At 59.9% G+C, this 19,295-nt stretch carries 19 protein-coding genes; 12 read left to right on the forward strand and 7 right to left on the reverse strand.

All coding sequences use genetic code 11. The features are described from left to right. The first annotated feature begins 22 nt into the window (after positions 1 to 22). From N2601_RS24410 to copC, 8 genes are all read left to right on the forward strand, one after another. On the forward strand, positions 23 to 718 hold the full coding sequence (locus N2601_RS24410; RefSeq protein WP_104827900.1) for a FadR/GntR family transcriptional regulator: 696 nt from the start codon (positions 23 to 25) through the stop codon (positions 716 to 718). Continuing rightward, entirely contained in the window at positions 715 to 1,881 is a 1,167-nt protein-coding gene (locus N2601_RS24415; protein ID WP_104826889.1) for a PLP-dependent transferase, read from the forward strand. Before N2601_RS24410 ends, N2601_RS24415 begins: the two co-directional genes overlap by 4 nt. Before the next feature lie 42 nt (positions 1,882 to 1,923). Further along, positions 1,924 to 3,183 carry an ABC transporter substrate-binding protein gene (locus N2601_RS24420; RefSeq protein ID WP_104826890.1) on the forward strand — a complete coding sequence of 420 codons (1,260 nt, stop codon included), beginning with the start codon at positions 1,924 to 1,926 and terminating at the stop codon, positions 3,181 to 3,183. Between the two features lie 90 nt (positions 3,184 to 3,273). Continuing rightward, positions 3,274 to 4,209, forward strand: a complete 936-nt coding sequence (locus tag N2601_RS24425; protein ID WP_104827901.1) for a carbohydrate ABC transporter permease — start codon at positions 3,274 to 3,276, stop codon at positions 4,207 to 4,209. A 3-nt stretch (positions 4,210 to 4,212) separates the two neighbouring features. Further along, positions 4,213 to 5,043, forward strand: coding sequence for a carbohydrate ABC transporter permease (locus N2601_RS24430; protein ID WP_104826891.1), 831 nt, complete (start codon positions 4,213 to 4,215; stop codon positions 5,041 to 5,043). Positions 5,044 to 5,047: 4 nt separating this feature from the next. After that, positions 5,048 to 6,106, forward strand: a complete 1,059-nt coding sequence (locus N2601_RS24435) for an ABC transporter ATP-binding protein (RefSeq protein WP_104826892.1) — start codon at positions 5,048 to 5,050, stop codon at positions 6,104 to 6,106. 65 nt (positions 6,107 to 6,171) lie between these two features. Next, positions 6,172 to 6,588 (forward strand): hypothetical protein, encoded by a 417-nt coding sequence (locus N2601_RS24440; protein WP_104826893.1) that lies wholly within the window; start codon positions 6,172 to 6,174, stop codon positions 6,586 to 6,588. Between the two features lie 294 nt (positions 6,589 to 6,882). Beyond that, entirely contained in the window at positions 6,883 to 7,251 is a 369-nt protein-coding gene (gene copC / locus N2601_RS24445) for a copper homeostasis periplasmic binding protein CopC (RefSeq protein ID WP_104826894.1), read from the forward strand. Between the two features lie 71 nt (positions 7,252 to 7,322). On the opposite strand, the gene N2601_RS24450 is transcribed toward copC, so the two are convergent. Both N2601_RS24450 and N2601_RS24455 read right to left on the reverse strand, forming a co-directional pair. Beyond that, entirely contained in the window at positions 7,323 to 8,816 is a 1,494-nt protein-coding gene (locus N2601_RS24450) for a hypothetical protein (RefSeq protein ID WP_158704577.1), read from the reverse strand. A 245-nt stretch (positions 8,817 to 9,061) separates the two neighbouring features. Then, positions 9,062 to 9,829, reverse strand: a complete 768-nt coding sequence (locus N2601_RS24455) for a methyltransferase family protein (RefSeq protein ID WP_260305201.1) — start codon at positions 9,827 to 9,829, stop codon at positions 9,062 to 9,064. Between the two features lie 147 nt (positions 9,830 to 9,976). On the opposite strand from N2601_RS24455, the gene N2601_RS24460 reads away from it, so the two are divergent. The 4 genes from N2601_RS24460 to ehuR all read left to right on the forward strand — a co-directional run bounded on the left by N2601_RS24460 (position 9,977) and on the right by ehuR (position 15,079). Then, the gene (locus N2601_RS24460; protein WP_260305202.1) at positions 9,977 to 10,471 is read left to right on the forward strand and encodes an Lrp/AsnC family transcriptional regulator; all 495 of its coding nucleotides are present in this window, start codon (positions 9,977 to 9,979) and stop codon (positions 10,469 to 10,471) included. A gap of 121 nt (positions 10,472 to 10,592) precedes the next feature. Beyond that, positions 10,593 to 12,089, forward strand: a complete 1,497-nt coding sequence (locus N2601_RS24465) for an NAD-dependent succinate-semialdehyde dehydrogenase (protein ID WP_260305203.1) — start codon at positions 10,593 to 10,595, stop codon at positions 12,087 to 12,089. A 34-nt stretch (positions 12,090 to 12,123) separates the two neighbouring features. Next, positions 12,124 to 13,503, forward strand: coding sequence for an aspartate aminotransferase family protein (locus N2601_RS24470; RefSeq protein ID WP_260305204.1), 1,380 nt, complete (start codon positions 12,124 to 12,126; stop codon positions 13,501 to 13,503). Between the two features lie 145 nt (positions 13,504 to 13,648). Further along, the gene (gene ehuR / locus N2601_RS24475) at positions 13,649 to 15,079 is read left to right on the forward strand and encodes a MocR-like ectoine utilization transcription factor EhuR (protein ID WP_260305205.1); all 1,431 of its coding nucleotides are present in this window, start codon (positions 13,649 to 13,651) and stop codon (positions 15,077 to 15,079) included. Between the two features lie 21 nt (positions 15,080 to 15,100). Here ehuR and ehuA read toward each other — a convergent pair whose 3' ends face one another. The 5 genes from ehuA to doeB form a co-directional block, all read right to left on the reverse strand. After that, complete coding sequence (gene ehuA, locus N2601_RS24480) at positions 15,101 to 15,865, reverse strand: ectoine/hydroxyectoine ABC transporter ATP-binding protein EhuA (RefSeq protein WP_260305206.1); 765 nt, start codon at positions 15,863 to 15,865, stop codon at positions 15,101 to 15,103. Continuing rightward, on the reverse strand, positions 15,862 to 16,554 hold the full coding sequence (gene ehuD / locus N2601_RS24485) for an ectoine/hydroxyectoine ABC transporter permease subunit EhuD (RefSeq protein ID WP_260305207.1): 693 nt from the start codon (positions 16,552 to 16,554) through the stop codon (positions 15,862 to 15,864). The genes ehuA and ehuD overlap by 4 nt, the downstream gene beginning before the upstream one ends. Then, a complete protein-coding gene (gene ehuC / locus N2601_RS24490) occupies positions 16,551 to 17,216 on the reverse strand; it encodes an ectoine/hydroxyectoine ABC transporter permease subunit EhuC (protein ID WP_104826903.1) in 666 nt (221 codons plus the stop codon). Before ehuC ends, ehuD begins: the two co-directional genes overlap by 4 nt. 91 nt (positions 17,217 to 17,307) lie before the next feature. Further along, a complete protein-coding gene (gene ehuB / locus N2601_RS24495; RefSeq protein WP_260305208.1) occupies positions 17,308 to 18,168 on the reverse strand; it encodes an ectoine/hydroxyectoine ABC transporter substrate-binding protein EhuB in 861 nt (286 codons plus the stop codon). A gap of 104 nt (positions 18,169 to 18,272) precedes the next feature. Then, positions 18,273 to 19,286, reverse strand: a complete 1,014-nt coding sequence (gene doeB, locus N2601_RS24500; RefSeq protein ID WP_260305239.1) for a N(2)-acetyl-L-2,4-diaminobutanoate deacetylase DoeB — start codon at positions 19,284 to 19,286, stop codon at positions 18,273 to 18,275. Between the last annotated feature and the right edge of the window lie 9 nt (positions 19,287 to 19,295).

The following is a 19,295-nucleotide window of genomic DNA, read 5'->3' on the forward strand; positions in this document are numbered from 1 at the left end:
ATTTAAGGTCATGACGAAAGCAATGCTAACCCCTCTCCCGTCAATCGACCGGACGCAGCAAGTTATCGACGCGCTGTCCGACTTTATCGAGTCTTCGAAGCTCCAGGCCGGTGACCGGTTGCCGACGGAGCGCGAGCTGATGGCGGCCCTTTCGGTTGGGCGCTCGACGATCCGGGAAGTCGTCACGCATTTTCAAGCCCTGGGTGTCGTGGAAACCCGCAAGGGCAGCGGCACGTATCTGCTGAAACCCGTTTCCAAAGCAACCATCCATATGCCCTTGTCGCTCGATACCGCGCATCTGCGCGATGCGCTGCTGCAGACCCTGGAGGTTCGCCGCGGTATCGAATGCGAGGCCGGAATGGTCGCCGCCAAGAGACGCACGACCAAGGATATTGCGATCATCGAGGAGAAGCTCGATGAAATGGAGCGCGTCCATATCGCAAAGGGCACGTCCGGGCCGGAGGATCTGGCGTTTCACCTCGCCGTCTACGACGCCACGCACAATCCGCTGTTCAAGCAGCTCCTCGAACAGATGCGTGGCAGCTTCGAGCGGTTTTGGACCCACCCCTTCGACCGGCAGGATTTTGCCCGCCGGTCCTTCCCCTTTCACCGCACGCTGTTCAACGCGATCGTTGCCCAGGATCCCGAGGCGGCGCGCGCCGAAACATTGAAAATTCTCGACGTCGTCGAGGAAGACATCAAGGAAATGTCCAAATGACTGACGGGCTAGAGCCGTTCGATCTCGCTTCCCTCATCACGGCCCATGACGACGGCAACTATGCCGATGCCGTGGTGCCGCCGATTTTTCAGACATCGCTTTTCACCTTTGCCAATTACGACGACATGATCGCTTCCTATCGCGGCGAGAAGGTGCGGCCGATCTATACGCGCGGCCTCAATCCGACCGTGCGCATGTTCGAGGAAATGCTGGCAAAACTCGAAGGTGCAGAGGATGCGCTCGGCTTCGCGAGCGGCATGGCGGCGATCTCTTCGGCCGTTTTGAGCTTCGTCGAACCCGGCGATCGGATCGTCGCGGTCAAGCATGTCTATCCGGACGCTTTCCGCCTCTTCGGCACGGTGCTGAAACGCATGAAGGTCGAGGTGACCTATGTGGATGGCCGCGACGAGGAAGCCGTTGCCAAGGCACTTCCCGGCGCGAAGGTTCTCTATCTGGAAAGCCCGACGAGCTGGGTGATGGAAGCCCATGATGTCGGCGCGCTCGCCGCACTCGCCAAGAAGCATGGCGCCGTTTCCATGATCGACAACAGTTGGGCCAGCCCCTATTTCCAGCGGCCGCTGACGCTCGGCGTCGATCTCGTCATCCATTCCGCCTCCAAATATCTGGGCGGTCATAGCGATGTCGTTGCCGGCGTTGTTGCCGGCTCGAAGGCGATGATTGCGCGGCTGAAAGCCGAGGCATATCCTTATCTCGGCGGCAAGCTTTCGCCTTTCGATGCCTGGCTTTTGATCCGCGGCCTGCGCACCCTGCCGATCCGCATGAGGGCGCATGAGGCAGCCGCAATGACGATCGCCAAGCGGCTGCAGGAGCTCGATGTCGTCGAGCAGGTCTGCCATCCGGGCCTTGCCAACCGCTTGCCCGCCGGGCTCAACGGCACCTCGGGCCTGTTTTCATTCATCTTCCGCGAAGACGTCGATATCCGCGCCTTCGCCGATCACCTCAAGCTCTTCAAACTGGGTGTGAGCTGGGGTGGGCACGAAAGCCTGATCGTACCGGGCGAGGTCGTGCTTCAGCAGAAGGCACAGCCGAATTCCGCGCATACCTTTGGTATCAACCCGCGGTCCGTACGTCTCCATGTCGGTCTCGAAGGAACCGAGGCGCTGTGGAGAGATATCGAGGAAGCGATCGCCGCCGCCTCATAAGACCATCAACCCGAGAGAAACACCTAAACAGGGGGAACTGACATGAAAACACTGATCACGGCAGCACTCTTCGCCACCATGATGGCGGGTACGGCGTTTGCCGATACCACGCTGAAGCTCGTCGAAGTCATTACCAGCCCGGAACGCACCGAGACACTAAAGTCGATCGTCGCCAAGTTCGAAGCAGCCAATCCGGGCACGAAGGTCGATATCATTTCCCTGCCCTGGAACGAGGCCTTCCAGAAGTTCGCTACCATGGTTTCGGCGGGTGACACGCCGGACGTGATGGAAATGCCCGATACCTGGCTGTCGCTCTATGGCAATAACGGCATGCTCGAAAGCCTCGAACCCTATCTCGCGAAATGGGATCAGACCAAAGAGCTGACGCCGCGGGCGCTCGAACTCGGCCGCGATGTGAAGAATACGGCCTATATGCTGCCCTACGGCTTCTATCTGCGCGCCATGTTCTACAACAAGAAGATCCTGAAGGACGCCGGCATCGCCGAACCGCCGAAGACGATGGACGATTTCGTCAAGGCATCCGAAGCAATCTCCAAACTGCCCGGCAAATACGGCTACTGCATGCGCGGCGGCCCCGGCGGTCTAAACGGCTGGATGATCTTCGCGGCCTCCATGGCCGGCGACAACAAGTACTTCAAGGATGACGGCACCTCGACGATGAACAGCCCCGGCTGGGCCAAGGGCATTGAATGGATGGTCGATCTCTACAAGAAGGGTTATGCGCCAAAGGACAGCGTCAACTGGGGCTTCAATGAAGTCGTCGCCGGTTTCTATTCCGGTACCTGCGCTTTCCTCGATCAGGATCCGGATGCCTTGATTGCGATCGCCGAACGCATGAACAAGGACGACTTCGGCGTCACTCCGCTGCCGAAGGGTCCGGACGGCAAGTCCTTCCCGACGATCGGTTATGCCGGCTGGTCGATGTTCGCGACGAGCCAGAACAAGGATCTGTCCTGGAAGCTGATCGCAACCCTTGAAGGCAAGGAAGGCAATCTTGAATGGAACAAGAAGATCGGCGCCTTGCCGGCCTATACCTCGGCTGAGAAGGACCCCTTCTATGCCGGCGACCAGTTCAAGGGTTGGTTCGAGGAACTGGCCGACAAGAACACGGTTCCGACTGTCATGCCGACCTATCTCGAGGAATTCGCCTTCTTCAAGGATTCGCTCGCCATCAAGACGTCGCAGCAGGCGCTGCTCGGCGATATCTCGGCCAAGGATCTGGCTGATCAATGGGCCGATTATCTGACCAAGGCGCAGCAGAAATTCCTTGCCAAGAAATAAGATCGCCTGACCGGCGGCCGAGCGATCCGCCGCCGCTTTCCGCACATGACACAGACGGCGTCCGAACGCCGCGAATGGGAACATTGGCCGATGACCATGACCGCCGACACGCTCGACAGGCGTCACGACCGCAGGCCGTGGCTGAAGCGCTTTGCCGATGCCTCGGAGCCCTATCTCTACAGCGCTCCCGCGCTCATCCTCATTATCGCCGTCATGCTGGTGCCGCTGGTGATCGGCATTTCCTATGCGTTTCGGGATATTCAACTGCTCAATCCGTTTTCCGGCGGCTTTGTCGGCCTGGAGCATTTCCGCGATCTTTCAAAGGATGCCGCCTTCTATTGGGCACTGAAGAATACGCTCTGGTGGACTGGCGCCTCGGTGGTTTTGCAGTTCATCTTCGGGCTGATCCTTGCCCTCTTGCTGGACAAGCCGTTTTTCGGCAGGGCGATCGTCCAGGCGCTGGTTTTTCTGCCATGGGCGGTCCCCTCCTTCCTTGCCGGCCTCAACTGGTCATGGCTCTTCAATCCCGTGATCGGGCCTATCCCGCACTGGCTCTTCGGCCTCGGCCTGATGAAGGAGCCCGGCAACATTCTCTCCGATCCGCAATATGCGATGTGGGGCCCGATCGTCGCCAATGTCTGGTGGGGCATTCCCTTCTTCGCCATCACGCTGCTGGCCGCTCTCCAGGCGATCCCCAGGGATCTTTATGAAGCAGCTTCGATCGACGGTGCAGGCTGGTTCCAGCGCTTCCGCTCGATCACGCTCCCATTCCTGGCTCCGACTATTGCTATCACGGTGCTCCTGCGCACGGTCTGGATCTCAAACTTCGCCGATTTGATCGTCGTCATGACCGGCGGCGGACCTGCCGACCGCACCCAGATCGTCGCAAGCTATATCTTCACCCAGGCCTTCAAGCGGCTGGATTTCGGTTATGCCTCCGCCATTGCCCTCGTCCTGCTCCTGCTGCTGCTTGCCTATTCCATGCTGATCATCCTGCTGCGGCAGACCCTGCTGAACAAGGATTGAGCCATGAGACGATCCGTCATCCCCACCATCGCGCATCGCCTGGCAATCCTTTGTTATGTGGTTTTTGCGCTCTTCCCACTCTTCTGGCTGTTGAAGGTCTCGGTCACACCAAACGACCTGCTCTATACGGAAGGCGTGCGCATGTGGCCGTCGCGCACGACATGGGAGCACTATGCTTTCGTGCTGCAACACAGCGATTTCCCGACATTTTTTGAAAACAGCCTGATCGTCTCTGCTTCGACGGCGGTCGCGGTGACCGTCTGCGCGTCGCTCTCCGGCTACGCGCTCTCGCGCTTCACCTTCCGCGCCAAATACTGGATCGTGGCCTTGATGCTGCTGACGCAGATGTTTCCGCTGGTCATGCTGGTCGCGCCGATCTTCAAGATCCTGACGCCGCTGCATCTCACGAACAGCCTGACCGGACTTGTCATCGTCTACACGGCTTTCAACGTGCCCTTTGCCACCTTTCTGATGCAGTCCTTCTTCGACGGCATCCCGAAGGACCTTGAGGAGGCGGCGATGATCGATGGCGCGACGCAGTTCACCGCGTTCCGGCAGATCATTCTGCCGCTGACGCTGCCCGGCATTGCCGCGACGCTCGGCTTCGTCTTCACGGCCGCCTGGAGCGAGCTGCTGTTCGCGCTGATGCTCATCAACGGCAATCAGGCAGCCACCTTCCCCGTAGGCCTTCTCACCTTCGTTTCGAAATTCTCCGTGGATTTCGGGCAGATGATGGCGGCGGGCGTGATGGCGCTTATTCCGGCCGGCCTCTTCTTCCTGCTCATTCAGCGTTATCTCGTGCAGGGCCTGACGGCCGGCGCGGTCAAGGGTTAGTCAAATGGCATCGATCGATATCCAGAACGTCAAGAAAGCCTATGGCCATGTGCAGGTGCTGCACGACATCGACCTCAGGATCAAGGATGGCGAATTCGTCGTCCTCGTCGGCCCCTCCGGCTGCGGCAAGTCGACATTGCTCAGGATGATCGCCGGCCTCGAAGACATTAGCGGCGGCGAGATCCGCATTGCGGACAACCGGGTCAACGAGCTGCATCCGAAAGACCGCGACATCGCCATGGTGTTCCAATCCTATGCGCTCTATCCCCACATGAATGTCGCCGGCAACATGAGCTACAGCCTGAAGCTCCGGAAGATCGCGAAAGACAAGATTTCGCGTGCCGTCGCGGGTGCGGCCTCGAAGCTCGGGCTTGACCCATTGCTCGAACGCCGCCCAAAGGCGCTTTCGGGCGGCCAGCGCCAACGCGTCGCCATGGGTCGCGCCATCGTGCGCCAGCCGAAGGCCTTCCTCTTCGACGAGCCGCTTTCGAACCTCGACGCGCGCCTGCGCGAACAGATGCGGGCCGAAATCAAGAAACTACATGGCGACCTGAAGGCGACCTCAATTTATGTGACGCATGATCAGATCGAGGCGATGACGCTGGCGGACCGGATTGTTGCCATGCATGGCGGCGTGGTTCAGCAGGTCGGCAGTCCGCTCGAGCTATACGACCGTCCCGCCAATCTCTTCGTTGCCGGCTTCATCGGTTCTCCGGGGATGAATTTCCTCGACGCGACCTATGAAACCGGCGGTGTTAGGCTCAAGGACGGAACGGTTGTTCCACTTTCGGCAGCGCCGAACCTGCCGGACGGCGCCAAAGTGACGCTCGGCATCCGGCCGGAGCACGTGATTTTGTCCTCGGACGACTCCGGCATCAGCGCCGATGTGGAGCTTATCGAGCCGACCGGTTTCGGCATCATTCTCCACCTTTCGCTTCATGGTCTGCCATTCAAGGTCTTCACGCTCAATCGCGATGTGCTGAAGGCGGGGCCGACGGTAAATGTGATATTCCCGCCGCAGCATCTGCATGTCTTCGATAGCGACGGAAAACGCGCGGGATAACAATGGCAGCAAATTGCCGCATTGAGCTTGCGCGCCGAACATCCTAAAGGTTGCGCGCTAGAGGGATGAGGACGGCCGTGGGGAAGAAGCACTTCTGCACAACACAGTGGATGGTGCGCATCATGTGCGCCCTCGCGCTGGTGCTTGTCGGCTTCGCCCATCAGCCGCCGATTTCCGATGCCGATGAGCTCACCCCTGCGAAGCTGGTGCAATACCGGTTGCCGGACGGGACCCTGCCGATCCTTTGCGTCACCTACAAGGGCACCGACGGTAAGGAACACAGCAAGACACATGCGCCGGGATGCGAAGCATGCCGGATCGCCACGGCAGTCCTGCTTCCCGCGCCGCCGACGGATGTCTGCGAACGTCTTGCCTCTTCCGATCAGGATGTGCTCGCGCCAAGAGCCGAAGCTTTCCATCGCCAGCTCTATCCGCCGAATACCGGCCCCCGCGCTCCGCCCATCCTCCAGATCACTGCTTGAGCCTGCGTTGCGGCACAAGCCGTGACGCTTGTCGTCAACGGCGGCCGGACCATGCACGAGAACTGATCGTGCCGGCTGCGGGCAGATTGCCTCCATGCTGAACATCGCGACGCGAAACGGGCTGCCTCGGCATCCCAAACGCGCGTGCACATCCGCATAAGGCTGCGACCGGAATGGCCGCTCCTCCCCGCAGCGTATCGCTCTACCACGATATGATATCTGCCGCGACCGGCACCGGTCTCGGAAAACCACTCCACAGAAACTGTCAATTACCAACAAAGAAGGAAGACCAACATGCCCATGATGAAGAAGCTTGCTTTTATCACCGTCGCAGCCAGCATTGCATTTGCCGGCCAGGCATTCGCCCATGCCCACCTTAAGTCCGCCGTTCCCGCCGCTGACAGCACGGTGAAGCAGGCACCTTCGGAACTCGATCTTACTTTCACCGAAGGACTAAACCTCAAGTTCAGCGGGGTGAAGGTTACCGGTCCGGAGAAGATGGCGGTGAAGACTGGTGAAACCATGCTGATGAACGGGGACACCACACTGATGGTGCCGGTTACTGACAAGCTGACGGCTGGCAAGTACACTGTGGAGTGGCATGCCCTTTCAGCCGACGGCCATAAGACCGAAGGGACCTATACCTTCACCATCGCGCCATAAGCCTACCGATACGGCGGCAACTTATCTGGGGCGCGCAATCCTTTCTGCTGGCCAAAAAGGTTCTGGATCGCTCACCGAGCAATTGAACTCTGGTCGGCAGGAGCGGCGCGGCCATAGACCGTAAACCGCTCATCCCTAGCAATGGGATGATATGCGGAAAGCAGCGCGGCAAAACGTGCTTGACCAAGCACGTAATCGGTCCAAAGCGGCTCGTCCTGCTGGATGACGATCAGATCGTAGCTGTGGCTGGCGAACTCGGCATATTTGGTGTCCAGATAAGCATCCGATCGCTTCTGGTAGCGAGCGGCATCCGCCACCTCTCCTTTTGCTGACGCCTTCCGAGCCAGAACATACGCAAGGGCGCCGAACCAGTCGCTGTTATTGGCAGACAAAAAGCGGGCCCCGACAATCCTGGCGAGCGGATGGGCAGCGGCGATGTCGCTGCCGATGACGCCGAGCGTCGGCTCTCCCTTCGATGCCGCTTTCACTGCCGCGACGAAAGCGTCGCTCGGCTTCTCCGTCTGTAAAAACGGCAGCCATGCAAACATGACGACAATGACACAAAGAATGCCACGTCCGAGCGTTTCACGGTTGTAACGCCAGCCGGAAGACGCTGCGACCCTACAAAGCACAGCAACAAGGGCCAGCGAGATCGCAGCGAAAGCATGGTAGGCCCACCCCTTACCCTGATAGAGCAACGGCGCGACGGCAGCGAGTGAAGCCAGAAGCGTCACTGCGCAAAGCGGCGTCACTGGTGCCTTGGGTGCAACAATCCGGAACAGAAGCAAAATCAACAGGTACGACGGCCCACAGCTCAGTGCGACCCTGACCGGATCACCTATCTTCATGTAGACATCCGCTACCTGCGGGAGGAGATCTCGCATAAATTCGGGCGTCAGCAAAAAAACGAGCGCGATATAGGCGACACCGACAATGCCGATGATGCAGTTCTCGGGCGCCAGAAGTAGCCACGGGTTTCGCCGCCGCCAGGCCACATAGAGCGCGGGCACGATGTAAGCCACGACATAGTAGGCCTTCACCAGAACAAGAATACTGCCGCAAAGCCCGGCGCCGACAATCAGGGCGATACCGGGTGCGACACGACGCGTGGTGTCGGCCCGCAATGCCATGAGCGCCAACAAGGGCAGAAACAGCACCGTGCCGACGTGATCTCTCTCGGTGAAGGTATTGCCGGGAAAAATCGTGAAAAGTGTGACGAAGAGAGGTAGCAGCCGAAGCAGAGCGTGATTTTCGGCAAAGCCCGCCCGCCGGATGATTAAGGCTGATAAACCCAGACCCACGACCACTGCGAGGCAGGTGTAAAGATAGATACCGATTTCGGGGGCGATCCCTGCCCATCTCGACGCTATGATCGCCGGCAGGAAAAGCCAGATCGAAAACGGCGGATTGCTGTCGATTACATCGACATAGAGCCGCTCTCCATTGAGTACCCGCTCAGTCATTGTAATGAGCCAGCTCGTGTCGACGATGGTTCCCCATCGCTGCTGCCACACCGCCGCCACCAAGAAGACCACGGCACTCTGGATCAGCGCAATCCGCAGCACCGACGACGTCGTCGAACTGAAGCCGGCCGTGTCCGTCGCGCTACTCATGTTCGGCTGCCCCTGTTACCGCCCAACATGGCGGCTGAGGTGTCGCCGTCGCTGCACCATAGATCATGTAAAACGTACCAATGCCCGAGGGAGTTATGACGCGACTATAGCGCGAACTTGCTAAACTCGGCGTTAAGGCTTGGCATAGTGGCAGGGCAGTCACACTGATCGGCGCGGCCACGCTTGGGATACGGGTTCTACCAGACGAAAGGAATGAGCCGATATCGCACGCGGGCCGCATAGGCTTGATAGCCGCTCAGTTCGGCAGTTAGAGCACGCTCCTCATGCACCGCTCGCCAGGCGATACCGAAAATGAATATCACGGAGAATGCGAGGCCCAGCCAGGAACCAAGCAATAGCGGCATGCCAATAAGGAAAAACAACGCGCTCGCATACATAGGGTGACGAACAATGGCGTAGGGTCCGGTATCGATCACCTTCTGATCCTTCTGGATCTTCACCACCGGCGCAGCGAAGGCGTTTTCGCGAAACGTCCACCAGGTACCGAGCATGTTGACCACCATGCCGAGCCCGCCAAGCACCTGCAGCCATGGCGGTACCGCTCGAAAGCCCGTCCGGGCCGCGTCCCAACCCATGAAGGATATCCAGCCTAAGAAGGCCAAAACGAAAAACATCAACCAGACGCGATCCCATGGCTTTTGATCCCGTTGCAGCGGAGAAGCCATACGTTCACGCAACAGGCGCGGGCTGTGCTTCGAAAGCCAAAGGATCATAGCCAAGCCGCCGAGCAGGAAGAATGCGATCACAACCCAGGCGCCTGGAAAAGCCAGCGTGCCCGCCGGCCACAGGATCAGGGCCGCGATGAAGACCGACCAGGCCAGGAGTTGGAGCAAATAGATCGCCATTGCACACTCCAAAAAAACGTCAGCACGAAAAGTCTGGCGCGCGCCTGAACGCAAGCGCTTCTCCCGACAGTGCTGTTTTGACCGATGAATAAAATCCATTTCACGTTGATATTGTTCCTCAGACGATGCGCCCGCCCTTCTGTTGCTGCAACTCCCCCGAAAGCCCAATCCCCGATATGCGCTTGTCAGCCCCGCCTTCGAATGTCATTGGTCGAACAGTCAGCTAATTCACATGCAGTTTTCCAAATGAAACTCGATGCAATCGATTTGCGCATTTTGGATGCCATTCAACGCGATGGCCGCATCACCAAACTCGCGCTCGCCGAAAAGGTAGGACTTTCGCCGACGCCATGCTGGCTTCGTCTGCGGAAACTCGAGAAGGCCGGGATCATTACCGGCTATCATGCCCATCTGGCGCCGCGCCGGCTCGCGCCGGTTGCAAGCGTTATGGTCGAACTCACTCTCGCCAACCATCGTCAGAGCGACTTCGAGCGCTTTGAGCGGGCAATCTCTTCCATTCCGGAAATCATCGCCTGCTGGTCCGTCGGCGGCGGCGTTGATTACATTCTGAAGATCATGACGCCCAATATTGATGCCTATCAGCGCCTGATCGATGGCCTTTTGGATCGCGATCTCGGCATCGAGCGCTATTTTACCTATATCGTGACAAAGACCGTGAAGGAGGAGACCGTGCTTCCGATCGCCGATCTCCTTTCCGCCGAACTTCACGACGACGAATAGAGAATCTCTCTACGGCTGCCCTTCTCTTTGGCCCCTTTCTCTCTTTCTGCGGCGACCAATGGACAATGTCTCGCGACGTTCCGTGAGACCATTGCGGTACCAGAAAAAGAGAGGTTTGCCGATGACCGCAGCGCGCGCCCGTCCCGCCTATCATGAAGCCCTGTCACGACTGAACGACCGGCATCTGCTGCGGGATCTTTCCTATATCGGCGGCCGCTGGGTCGCCGGAAAGACCGGCGCGAGCTTCAACGTCGCCGATCCCGCCTCCGGCACCATGCTCGCCTGGGTCTCCAGTCTCGGCAGGGATGAGACATTCGAGGCGATCGACGCGGCGGCGAATGCCTTCTCAGCCTGGCGCTCCCTTCTGCCGCAGCAGCGCGCATCGATCCTGCGCCGGTGGTATGAGCTGATGCTCGCCGCGAAGGACGATCTGGCGCTGATCATGACGCTGGAACAGGGTAAGCCGCTCGCCGAATCTCGCGGCGAGATCGACTATGCTGCGAGCTTCATCGAATGGTATGCGGAGGAGGCCAAACGCATCAACGCCGAAAGCGTTACCAGCCATCTGCCGGACACGGAAATGATCGTGCGCAGGGAGGCATTGGGCGTCGCCGGCATCGTGACACCCTGGAATTTTCCCTCCGCCATGATAACGCGCAAGGCGGCGGCAGCCCTTGCCGCCGGGTGTACCGTCGTTGCCCATCCATCGTCCGAAACGCCGCTGTCGGCGCTTGCCCTTGCCGAACTCGGAGAGCGAGCCGGCCTTTTCGCTGGCGTCTTCAACGTCGTCACCGGCAATGCTGCGACGATCGTCGGAGCTCTCTGCGAGGATGCTCGGGTGCGAGCACTGAGCTTTACCGGCTCGACGGGCATCGGCAAACTGATTGCCGGCCAATGTGCTGCGACCATGAAGCGCCTGGTGATGGAGCTCGGCGGGCATGCGCCCCTTATCATCTTTGACGACGCCGATCTCGATCGTGCCGTGGACATCGCCATCAATGCCAAATTTGCGACCTCCGGCCAGGATTGTCTGGCTGCCAATCGCATCTTCGTGCAGCGCTCGATCATGGAGCCCTTCGTCGCAGCTTTTGCCAAGCGGATAGCGGCCCTTAAGGTCGGTGACGGACTGACGGACGCGGTCCACATCGGTCCGCTGATGCACGAGCGCGCTGTGGCGAAAGTCGAGGAACATGTGGCCGACGCGCTGAAACGCGGCGCAAGGCTTGCCATCGGCGGAAAGCGCCACGCGGCGGGAACACTCTTTTTCGAACCGACACTGCTTGTCGATCCATCCCCCGACGCACTGATCATGCATGAGGAGACATTCGGACCCGTCGCAGCGGTGAGTTCATTCGATACCGAGGCCGAAGTCGTCGCTCGCGCCAATGATAGCGAATACGGCCTCGTCGCCTATGTCGTGACGCAAAATGGCGCGCGCCAGATGCGCCTCGGCCGGGCGCTTGATTACGGGATGGTTGCGATCAATCGCGTGAAGATCACCGGCGGACCGGTTCCCTTCGGCGGCTGGAAGCAATCCGGTCTCGGCCGCGAAGGCTCGCGTCACGGCATCGAGGCTTTCACCGAGCTCAAATATCTCTGCATTGACACGGCAGCCTGACGGGCCAACCCACTCTCAGCACAAGGAAAATATCATGTTGGACAAGCGGAACGAACTGAATGCCTGGGACAGGGATCACTTCTTTCATCCCTCGACCCATATGGGAATGCATGCACGCGGCGAAACGCCGACCCGCGTCATCGGCGGTGGCGAAGGCGTCTACATTACCGACATCAACGGCAAGAAGAGCCTCGATGCCTTTGCCGGCCTCTACTGCGTCAATGTCGGCTACGGCCGGCAGAAAATCGCCGACGCCATCGCTGCACAGGCAAAGAACCTCGCCTATTATCACGCCTATGTCGGACACGGCACAGAAGCGTCGATCACCCTTTCCAAGATGATCATCGACCGGGCGCCGGAAGGCATGAGCCGTGTCTATTTCGGCCTCTCCGGCTCGGACGCCAACGAGACGAACATCAAGCTCATCTGGTACTACAACAACATCCTTGGCCGTCCGGAAAAGAAGAAGATCATTTCGCGCTGGCGCGGCTACCACGGATCAGGCGTCATGACCGGCAGCCTCACCGGCCTCGAACTATTCCACAAGGCTTTCGACCTGCCGCGCGCACCCATCCTTCATACGGAAGCACCCTATTTCTTCCGCCGCGCCGATCGTTCGATGAATGAGGAACAGTTCGCCCAATATTGTGCCGACAAGCTGGAGGAGATGATCCTCGCCGAAGGTCCGGAAACGGTCGCCGCCTTCATCGGTGAACCGATCCTCGGCACCGGCGGCATCGTTCCGCCGCCGAACACCTATTGGCAAAAGATCCAGGCCGTTCTCGACAAATACGACATCCTGCTCGTCGCCGATGAGGTCGTCACCGGTTTCGGTAGGCTTGGAACGATGTTCGGCTCGGACCACTACGGCATGAAGCCGGATCTGATTACCATCGCCAAGGGCTTGACCTCAGCCTATGCGCCGCTGTCCGGCAGCATCGTCTCGGACAAGATGTGGCAGGTGCTCGTACAAGGGTCCGATCAGCTCGGCGCCATCGGCCACGGCTGGACCTATTCCGCCCACCCGATCTGTGCGGCGGCTGGCATCGCCAATCTCGAACTGATCGATGAACTCGGCATTGTCGAGAATGCCGGTTCGACAGGTGCCTACTTCCGGTCGGAGCTTGCCAAGGCTGTCGGCGAGCACAAGCATGTCGGCGAGGTCCGTGGCGATGGGCTCATGGCGTCGGTCGAATTCGTCGAAGATCGGGACGATCGCAAATTCTTCGATCCCGCAAAGAAGATCGGCCCCCAGGTGGCGGCAGCTCTGCTGGAGCGTGGGGTAATCGGCCGTGCCATGCCGCAGGGAGACATTCTCGGCTTTGCGCCGCCTTTGTGCCTAACGCGCGACGAAGCCGACATAGTGGTCAGGGCCACGGCGGATGCGATCAGAAGCGTATTTTCAAATCTTTGACGTAGTGCGCGGCCGACAATAGAGGCAGCTCAAACGAAGATCGTTCAGTCCGTCGTTGACAATGGACTGAGCCTATCGGCTTGGCCATCGCCATGCCGCATTGAATGGTGTACATGGATATCCAGCAATTGTACCGGATCAATCCATGCTTCGTCATGATTCAAAAGGCCAGCGCAACGATGTCTGGAAGCCCGTCCTTCAGCACCGCAAGGGCGTGACCAAACACAAGCTGCTCACCGACAAGATCATTTCCGATATCGATGAAGGCATCCTGCCGGTTCATACGCGGATGCCGACACATCGCGATCTCGCCCATGCGCTGGGGATTTCGGTGCAGACCGTGAGCATCAGCTACAAGGAGGCCGAGCGGCGCGGCTATCTGCGCGGCGAAGTGGGTCGCGGAACTTTCGTGCGCAGCCGCATCACCGAGCGTGCCGACAGCTTCATGCTTGACCGCGACCCGAGCGGCAGCGCCGACCTTTCCATCATCCGCGCCGTCTATACCGAAGCGCATGAGCGATCGGCGCGCGAGCTGATGCAGGCGCTGGCCGAAAGCGACAACAGCAGTTTCATGCGCCCATGCCGGCCGATCGCCGGCTTGGATGCCCATCGTACCGCGGCGCAGACCTGGCTGGCGCGCCTGTCCGTCAAGGCCGATCCCGAGCGCATCCTGATCACCAATGGTGCCGCTCATGGTCTTTTCCTGGCCGTGGCCTCGGTGGTGCGGCCCGGCGAGGTCGTCCTGACCGAGAACCTGACGGATCACGGCATTATCGGCCTTGCCAACGTGCTGGGCTTTACGTTGCGCGGTCTTCCGACCGATCGTGAAGGCATCTTGCCGGGAGTCTTCGAAGCTGCCTGCGCAGTCGGCGATGTATCGGCCCTGGTCATCGTTCCCTCGCTCAACAACCCCACGAGCCATGTCATGGGTGCGGAGCGTCGTCATGCCATTGCCAACATTGCGCGCCGGCACGGTGTTTTCGTCATCGAGGACGAAGTCTACAAGCCGATGCTGCGCGATCCCCTTCCCTCCATGCCGGACCTGCTGCCCGAACTCGGCTTCTTCGTCACGAGCTTTACGAAATCGGTGATGACGGGCTTGCGCATCGGCTATCTCGTCGTTCCGGCGCACTATTCCATCCGTGTTGCATCGATCCTGCGCGTTACGGGATGGAGTGCCACCAATGTCGTCGCGGAGATGGCATCGCGCTGGGTACTGGATGGTACCGCCGACGCGCTGATCGCAGTTCAGAGAAGCGAGGCCCAGGCGAGACAAGCGATCGTATCGGACGTGCTGGGTCCATTTGTCGCCAGCAGCCATCCTCTCTCCCTATGCGCATGGCTGTCGGTTCCCGAGCGCTGGACGGAGGAAGGACTTGTTCGCGTTCTCGCCCGCAAGGGTGTTGCGGTCACGCCATCAGATCCATTTGTCGCTGGCGGAGAACGGCCGGTCGGCGGAATTCGCATCTGTCTGGGCGGTCGCCTGTCACACTCGGCGCTTCGCTCTGCGCTGGAAACGGTTCGCGGCGCCTTCGAGCAATTGCCGCCGATTTTCGACGTGGGATCGATCGCATAAACCCGCATAGCGGTTCATCGGTCACAGGACGGAATGCAGAAACTCCTTGGTGCGGTCTTCCTTCGGAGTACTGAATATCTGTTCCGGCTTGCCTTCTTCGCAAATGCGGCCCTTGTCGAAGAAGCAGACGCGATCGGATACCTCTCTTGCGAACCGCATTTCGTGGGTCACCAGCAACATCGTCAGATCATGCTCATGCGCGAGATCGCGGATGACGCCAAGCACTTCGCCGACAAGCTGCGGGTCGAGCGCGGAAGTCGGCTCGTCGAACAGCAGGACTCGCGGACGCATGGCGAGCGCCCGGGCTATGGCGACGCGCTGCTGCTGGCCGCCGGAAAGCTGGCTCGGATAGTGATCCTTCTTCTCGGAAAGACCGACCATGCGCAAAAGCTCGATGGCGCGAGCCTCCGCTTCGGCTCGTCCAAGTCCCAGCACGCGCGTCGGCGCTTCGACGATATTGCGCAGCACGGTCATGTGCGGAAACAGATTGAAGCTCTGGAACACCATGCCGACATGGGTGCGGATCTGGCGCAGATGCGCTTCGCTGGCACGGAACCGTCCGCGGCCGTTGTCCTCGTGGTAGGACATTCCGGCCAGGTGCAATGTGCCCTCCTGGAAGGGTTCGAGCGTCATGAGGATGCGCAGAACCGTCGATTTGCCCGAGCCGGACGGTCCGATCAACGTTACCTTTTCGCCGGGTGCGACGTCGAAACAGAAGTTATCGAGCACGGTAAAATCGCCGTAGCGCTTGGTGACGTTGTGAAAGCAGATCAGGGGTTCGGTCATCTCAGAGCAATTCCGTTTTTCGGCAGCGTCTTCTCGAGCCAATGAATAGCCGCAGAGCAGACGAGCGTGAGGATGAGAAAGATCAGGCCGACGAGCGACAGCGGCACCAGATATTCGAAGGTCCGATCGCCGATGAGGTTGGCGAGGTTCAGCATGTCGACCACGGTGACGACGGACAGAACCGGCGTCTCCTTGAGCATGGAGACAAGATAATTGCCCATGGCGGGGATGATGCGGGGGATTGCTTGCGGAATGATAATATCCCTGTAGGTTAGGCCGCGCCCCAGATTAAGCGCCGTCGCCGCCTCCCATTGGCCGCGCGGCACGGCGTCCAGGCCACCGCGATAGACCTCCGACGTATAGGCCGAATATTGCAGGCCGAGCGCCAGCGCGCCCGTAAGAAAGGCCGGCAGGACGATCCCGTAGATCGGCAAGACGTAATAGAGGAAGAAGAGCTGCACGAGCAGCGGCGTATCGCGCAGGAATTCGATGACGAACGCCGTCGGCCAGGAGATCGCCACGAAGCGGCTACGCCGCAACAGCGCGAAGACCAGGCCGAGGACCAGGGCGATTGCAAATCCGGCCGCCGCCGCCTCCAGCGTCACGATCAATCCGATGCCGAGGATCGGCAGGATCGACAGCGCGAAGGAGAGCGTCGAGGACGTATCCCAGGTAAAGCCATACATCATGCCGGCGCCCTCCCCGGAAAGGCGGCGCCCCGGCGAAGGATCGTCTCGAGCCAGCGCATGAAGACGACAAGGATAAGCGCCATGATGAAATATCCGATAAGCGTCAGCGAATAGATCCGGACGCTGTCCAAGGTGATGTTGCGCAGTTGCTGCGCCTGGAAGGTCAGGTCGCTGATCGAAATCAGCGACACCAGCGCCGTATCCTTCAGGTTCTGGACGGCGAGATTGCCGAATGGCGGCATCATCTCCACCACCGCCTGCGGGAGGACGATATGGAAGAGCGTCTGCCCGTGCCCGAAGTTTAGGGCGCGCGCCGCCTCGTGCTGGGTATCGGGAACCGACTGCAGCGCACCGCGCACCACCTCGGCGCCATAGGCACCGATGTTTAGCGCCAGGCCGACGATGCCCGTCGTGATGGGATCGAAGGAGATCCCGATCAGCGGCAGCGCATAATAGAGCCAGAAGAGCTGCACCAGGAGCGATGTGCCCCGGAATATTTCTATGTAAACCAGCGCGATCCAGGAAAGCAGCCGACCGCCGGCGAACCGCGCAAGGCCAGCCGCGAAGGCAAAGATTGCGCCGAGCAGCATCGAAGTGACGCCGATGATCGCCGTCACCTCTGCGCCCTTCAGCAGTGCTGGAAGATAATGGGTCCAGCTCATGTCCGGGTCACCTCCGTCCGCAAGATGCAAGGGGCTGGTCGGCTAGGCCGTCGCCGATGGGCAAAGACCAAGCCGATGGATATTGCCAGCCTCATTTGCCCGCGCACAGGTCTTCCGTGTTTTTGGTTCGCGCGGCCTCGACGCTTTCGGCGCTAAGTCCGTAGGACATCAGGATCTTCTTGTAGTCATCGGTCTTCTTAAAGGCGATGAGTGCGGTATTGAACGCCTTGTAGAGATCCTTATCTTCAGACCGGAAATCGAAGCCGCCATAGCTTCTAACCGACTTGCCCTCGATGACCGGATCGGTGAAGGGGGCCGCCTGCTCAACATTCGAGCCCCCGCCTTGAACCAGCTTGGCGACCGTCAGCTCCGTTGCGGCATAGGCATCGGCACGGCCGGTCTGGATGGTCGAGAGCGCATCGGCATTGGCCTGGATCATGACGATCTGGGACTCCGGAATGCCGAGGCCATGGAAGAAATCGAGCTGATCGGCGCCCGAGACGATCGCGACCTTGAGGGACGGATCCTTCTTGATGTCCTCATAGGAATGCAGCTTCTTCGGATTGCCCTTCGGCACCAGCAGGCCTTCGCCGTAGCTCGAGTTCGGCGTGGTGAACTGCACCTGCTTGCAACGCTCCGGGAGGATGTTCTGCTCGGCGGCGACGAAATCGAAGCGCTTGGCCTTCAGGCCGGGGATCAGCGATCCGAACGGCGTCACGGTCCAGTCGACCTCCTTCACGCCCATCGACTTCAGGACGGCAGCAGCAACATCAGGACCGATGCCCTTGGCCGCCCCGCTCTCGTCCATATAGCTGTAGGGAACCTCATTGGCGCTGGCGCCGCGGATATAGCCGTCTTTCTTGACCTGTTCGAGGCTGGCGGCATGGGCGGAAGCGGCCAGGCCGAGGGTCAGACCCATGGCGGCAAGGCTGCGGTAAAAATTCGATCTCATGGTTCACTCCTCTGTGGTTGGATACCGTCATCGGCTGTCCGGTTTTCCGGATCTTTGCCGTTAGCGGGGTGGTGATCCGCGCCGCGCTATCGCGGCGCGGCAATTCAGGGGGCCTCCGTCAAGGCCGCGACGACGGCGAGGCAATCCCCAGTGTTGATGAGGCCGGGGAAATGACGTGCGGCAAGAACGCCGTCCAGCGCCGCCCGATAGTCAAAGGGTATTGATCCGGTGCGGCCGACCGGATGCACCCGGGCGATGATCTCTCCGGCCGCAACCATGTGGCCAAGATCCTTCACGGGTTCGAAAAGGCCGTCCGCTTCGGCAAAGACGAAGCAATCGGCGGACGGCATGTCGAGCCACTGCGTTGTTCCCGTCTCCGGCGCGCCGGCAACGATACCGGCTTGCTTCAAGACGTTCAGAACGCCGCGCTTGGCAATGGAAGCCGTGCGTGCTGATATGGTTCCACCACCCGAAAGCTCGGTCGTCACAAAGACCTTGCCCATCTCCTCGGCGGTCGTGTCGTACATGCCGACTGCATCGATCTCGATCATCCGCATGGAATAGGGCGCGGAAAACCCGGCGACCGCATCGAAGCAGGCCTTTTCCTGCCGTTTGTCCGGCAGCGCATGGGCGGCCGCATAGGGCAGGAAATCGAGTGTTCGGCCACCGGAATGGAAGTCGAGCACGATGTCTGCCAGCGGCAGTAGGTATCGGGTGAAATAATCGGCGATCTTTTCCGTCACGCTACCGTCGGGCCGACCCGGAAAACTGCGATTGAGATTGCCCTTGTCGATCGGAGACGTGCGGGTACCGGCCTGAAACGCCGGATAGTTCATCGCCGGGACGATAATGACCCTCCCCTTGACCTCTTCCACCTTTAATGTGCGGGCGAGATCGAAAAGCGCGACAGGCCCCTCATATTCATCGCCGTGATTGGCACCGGTCAAAAGCGCCGTCGGGCCATCGCCGTTTTTGACGACGCAGACCGGGATCATGATCGAGCCCCAGGCGGAATCGTCACGCGACCAGGGCAGGCGCAGGTGACCATGTTGGACGCCATCCCGATCGAAATCGACGGTCGGCGTTATGGGTGATGGGCGTGTGATCATTGTCATCATGTTCATGCC

Origin of the sequence: Rhizobium sp. CB3060 (genome assembly GCF_025200735.1) — a bacterium.
Classification (GTDB): Bacteria; Pseudomonadota; Alphaproteobacteria; order Rhizobiales; family Rhizobiaceae; genus Rhizobium.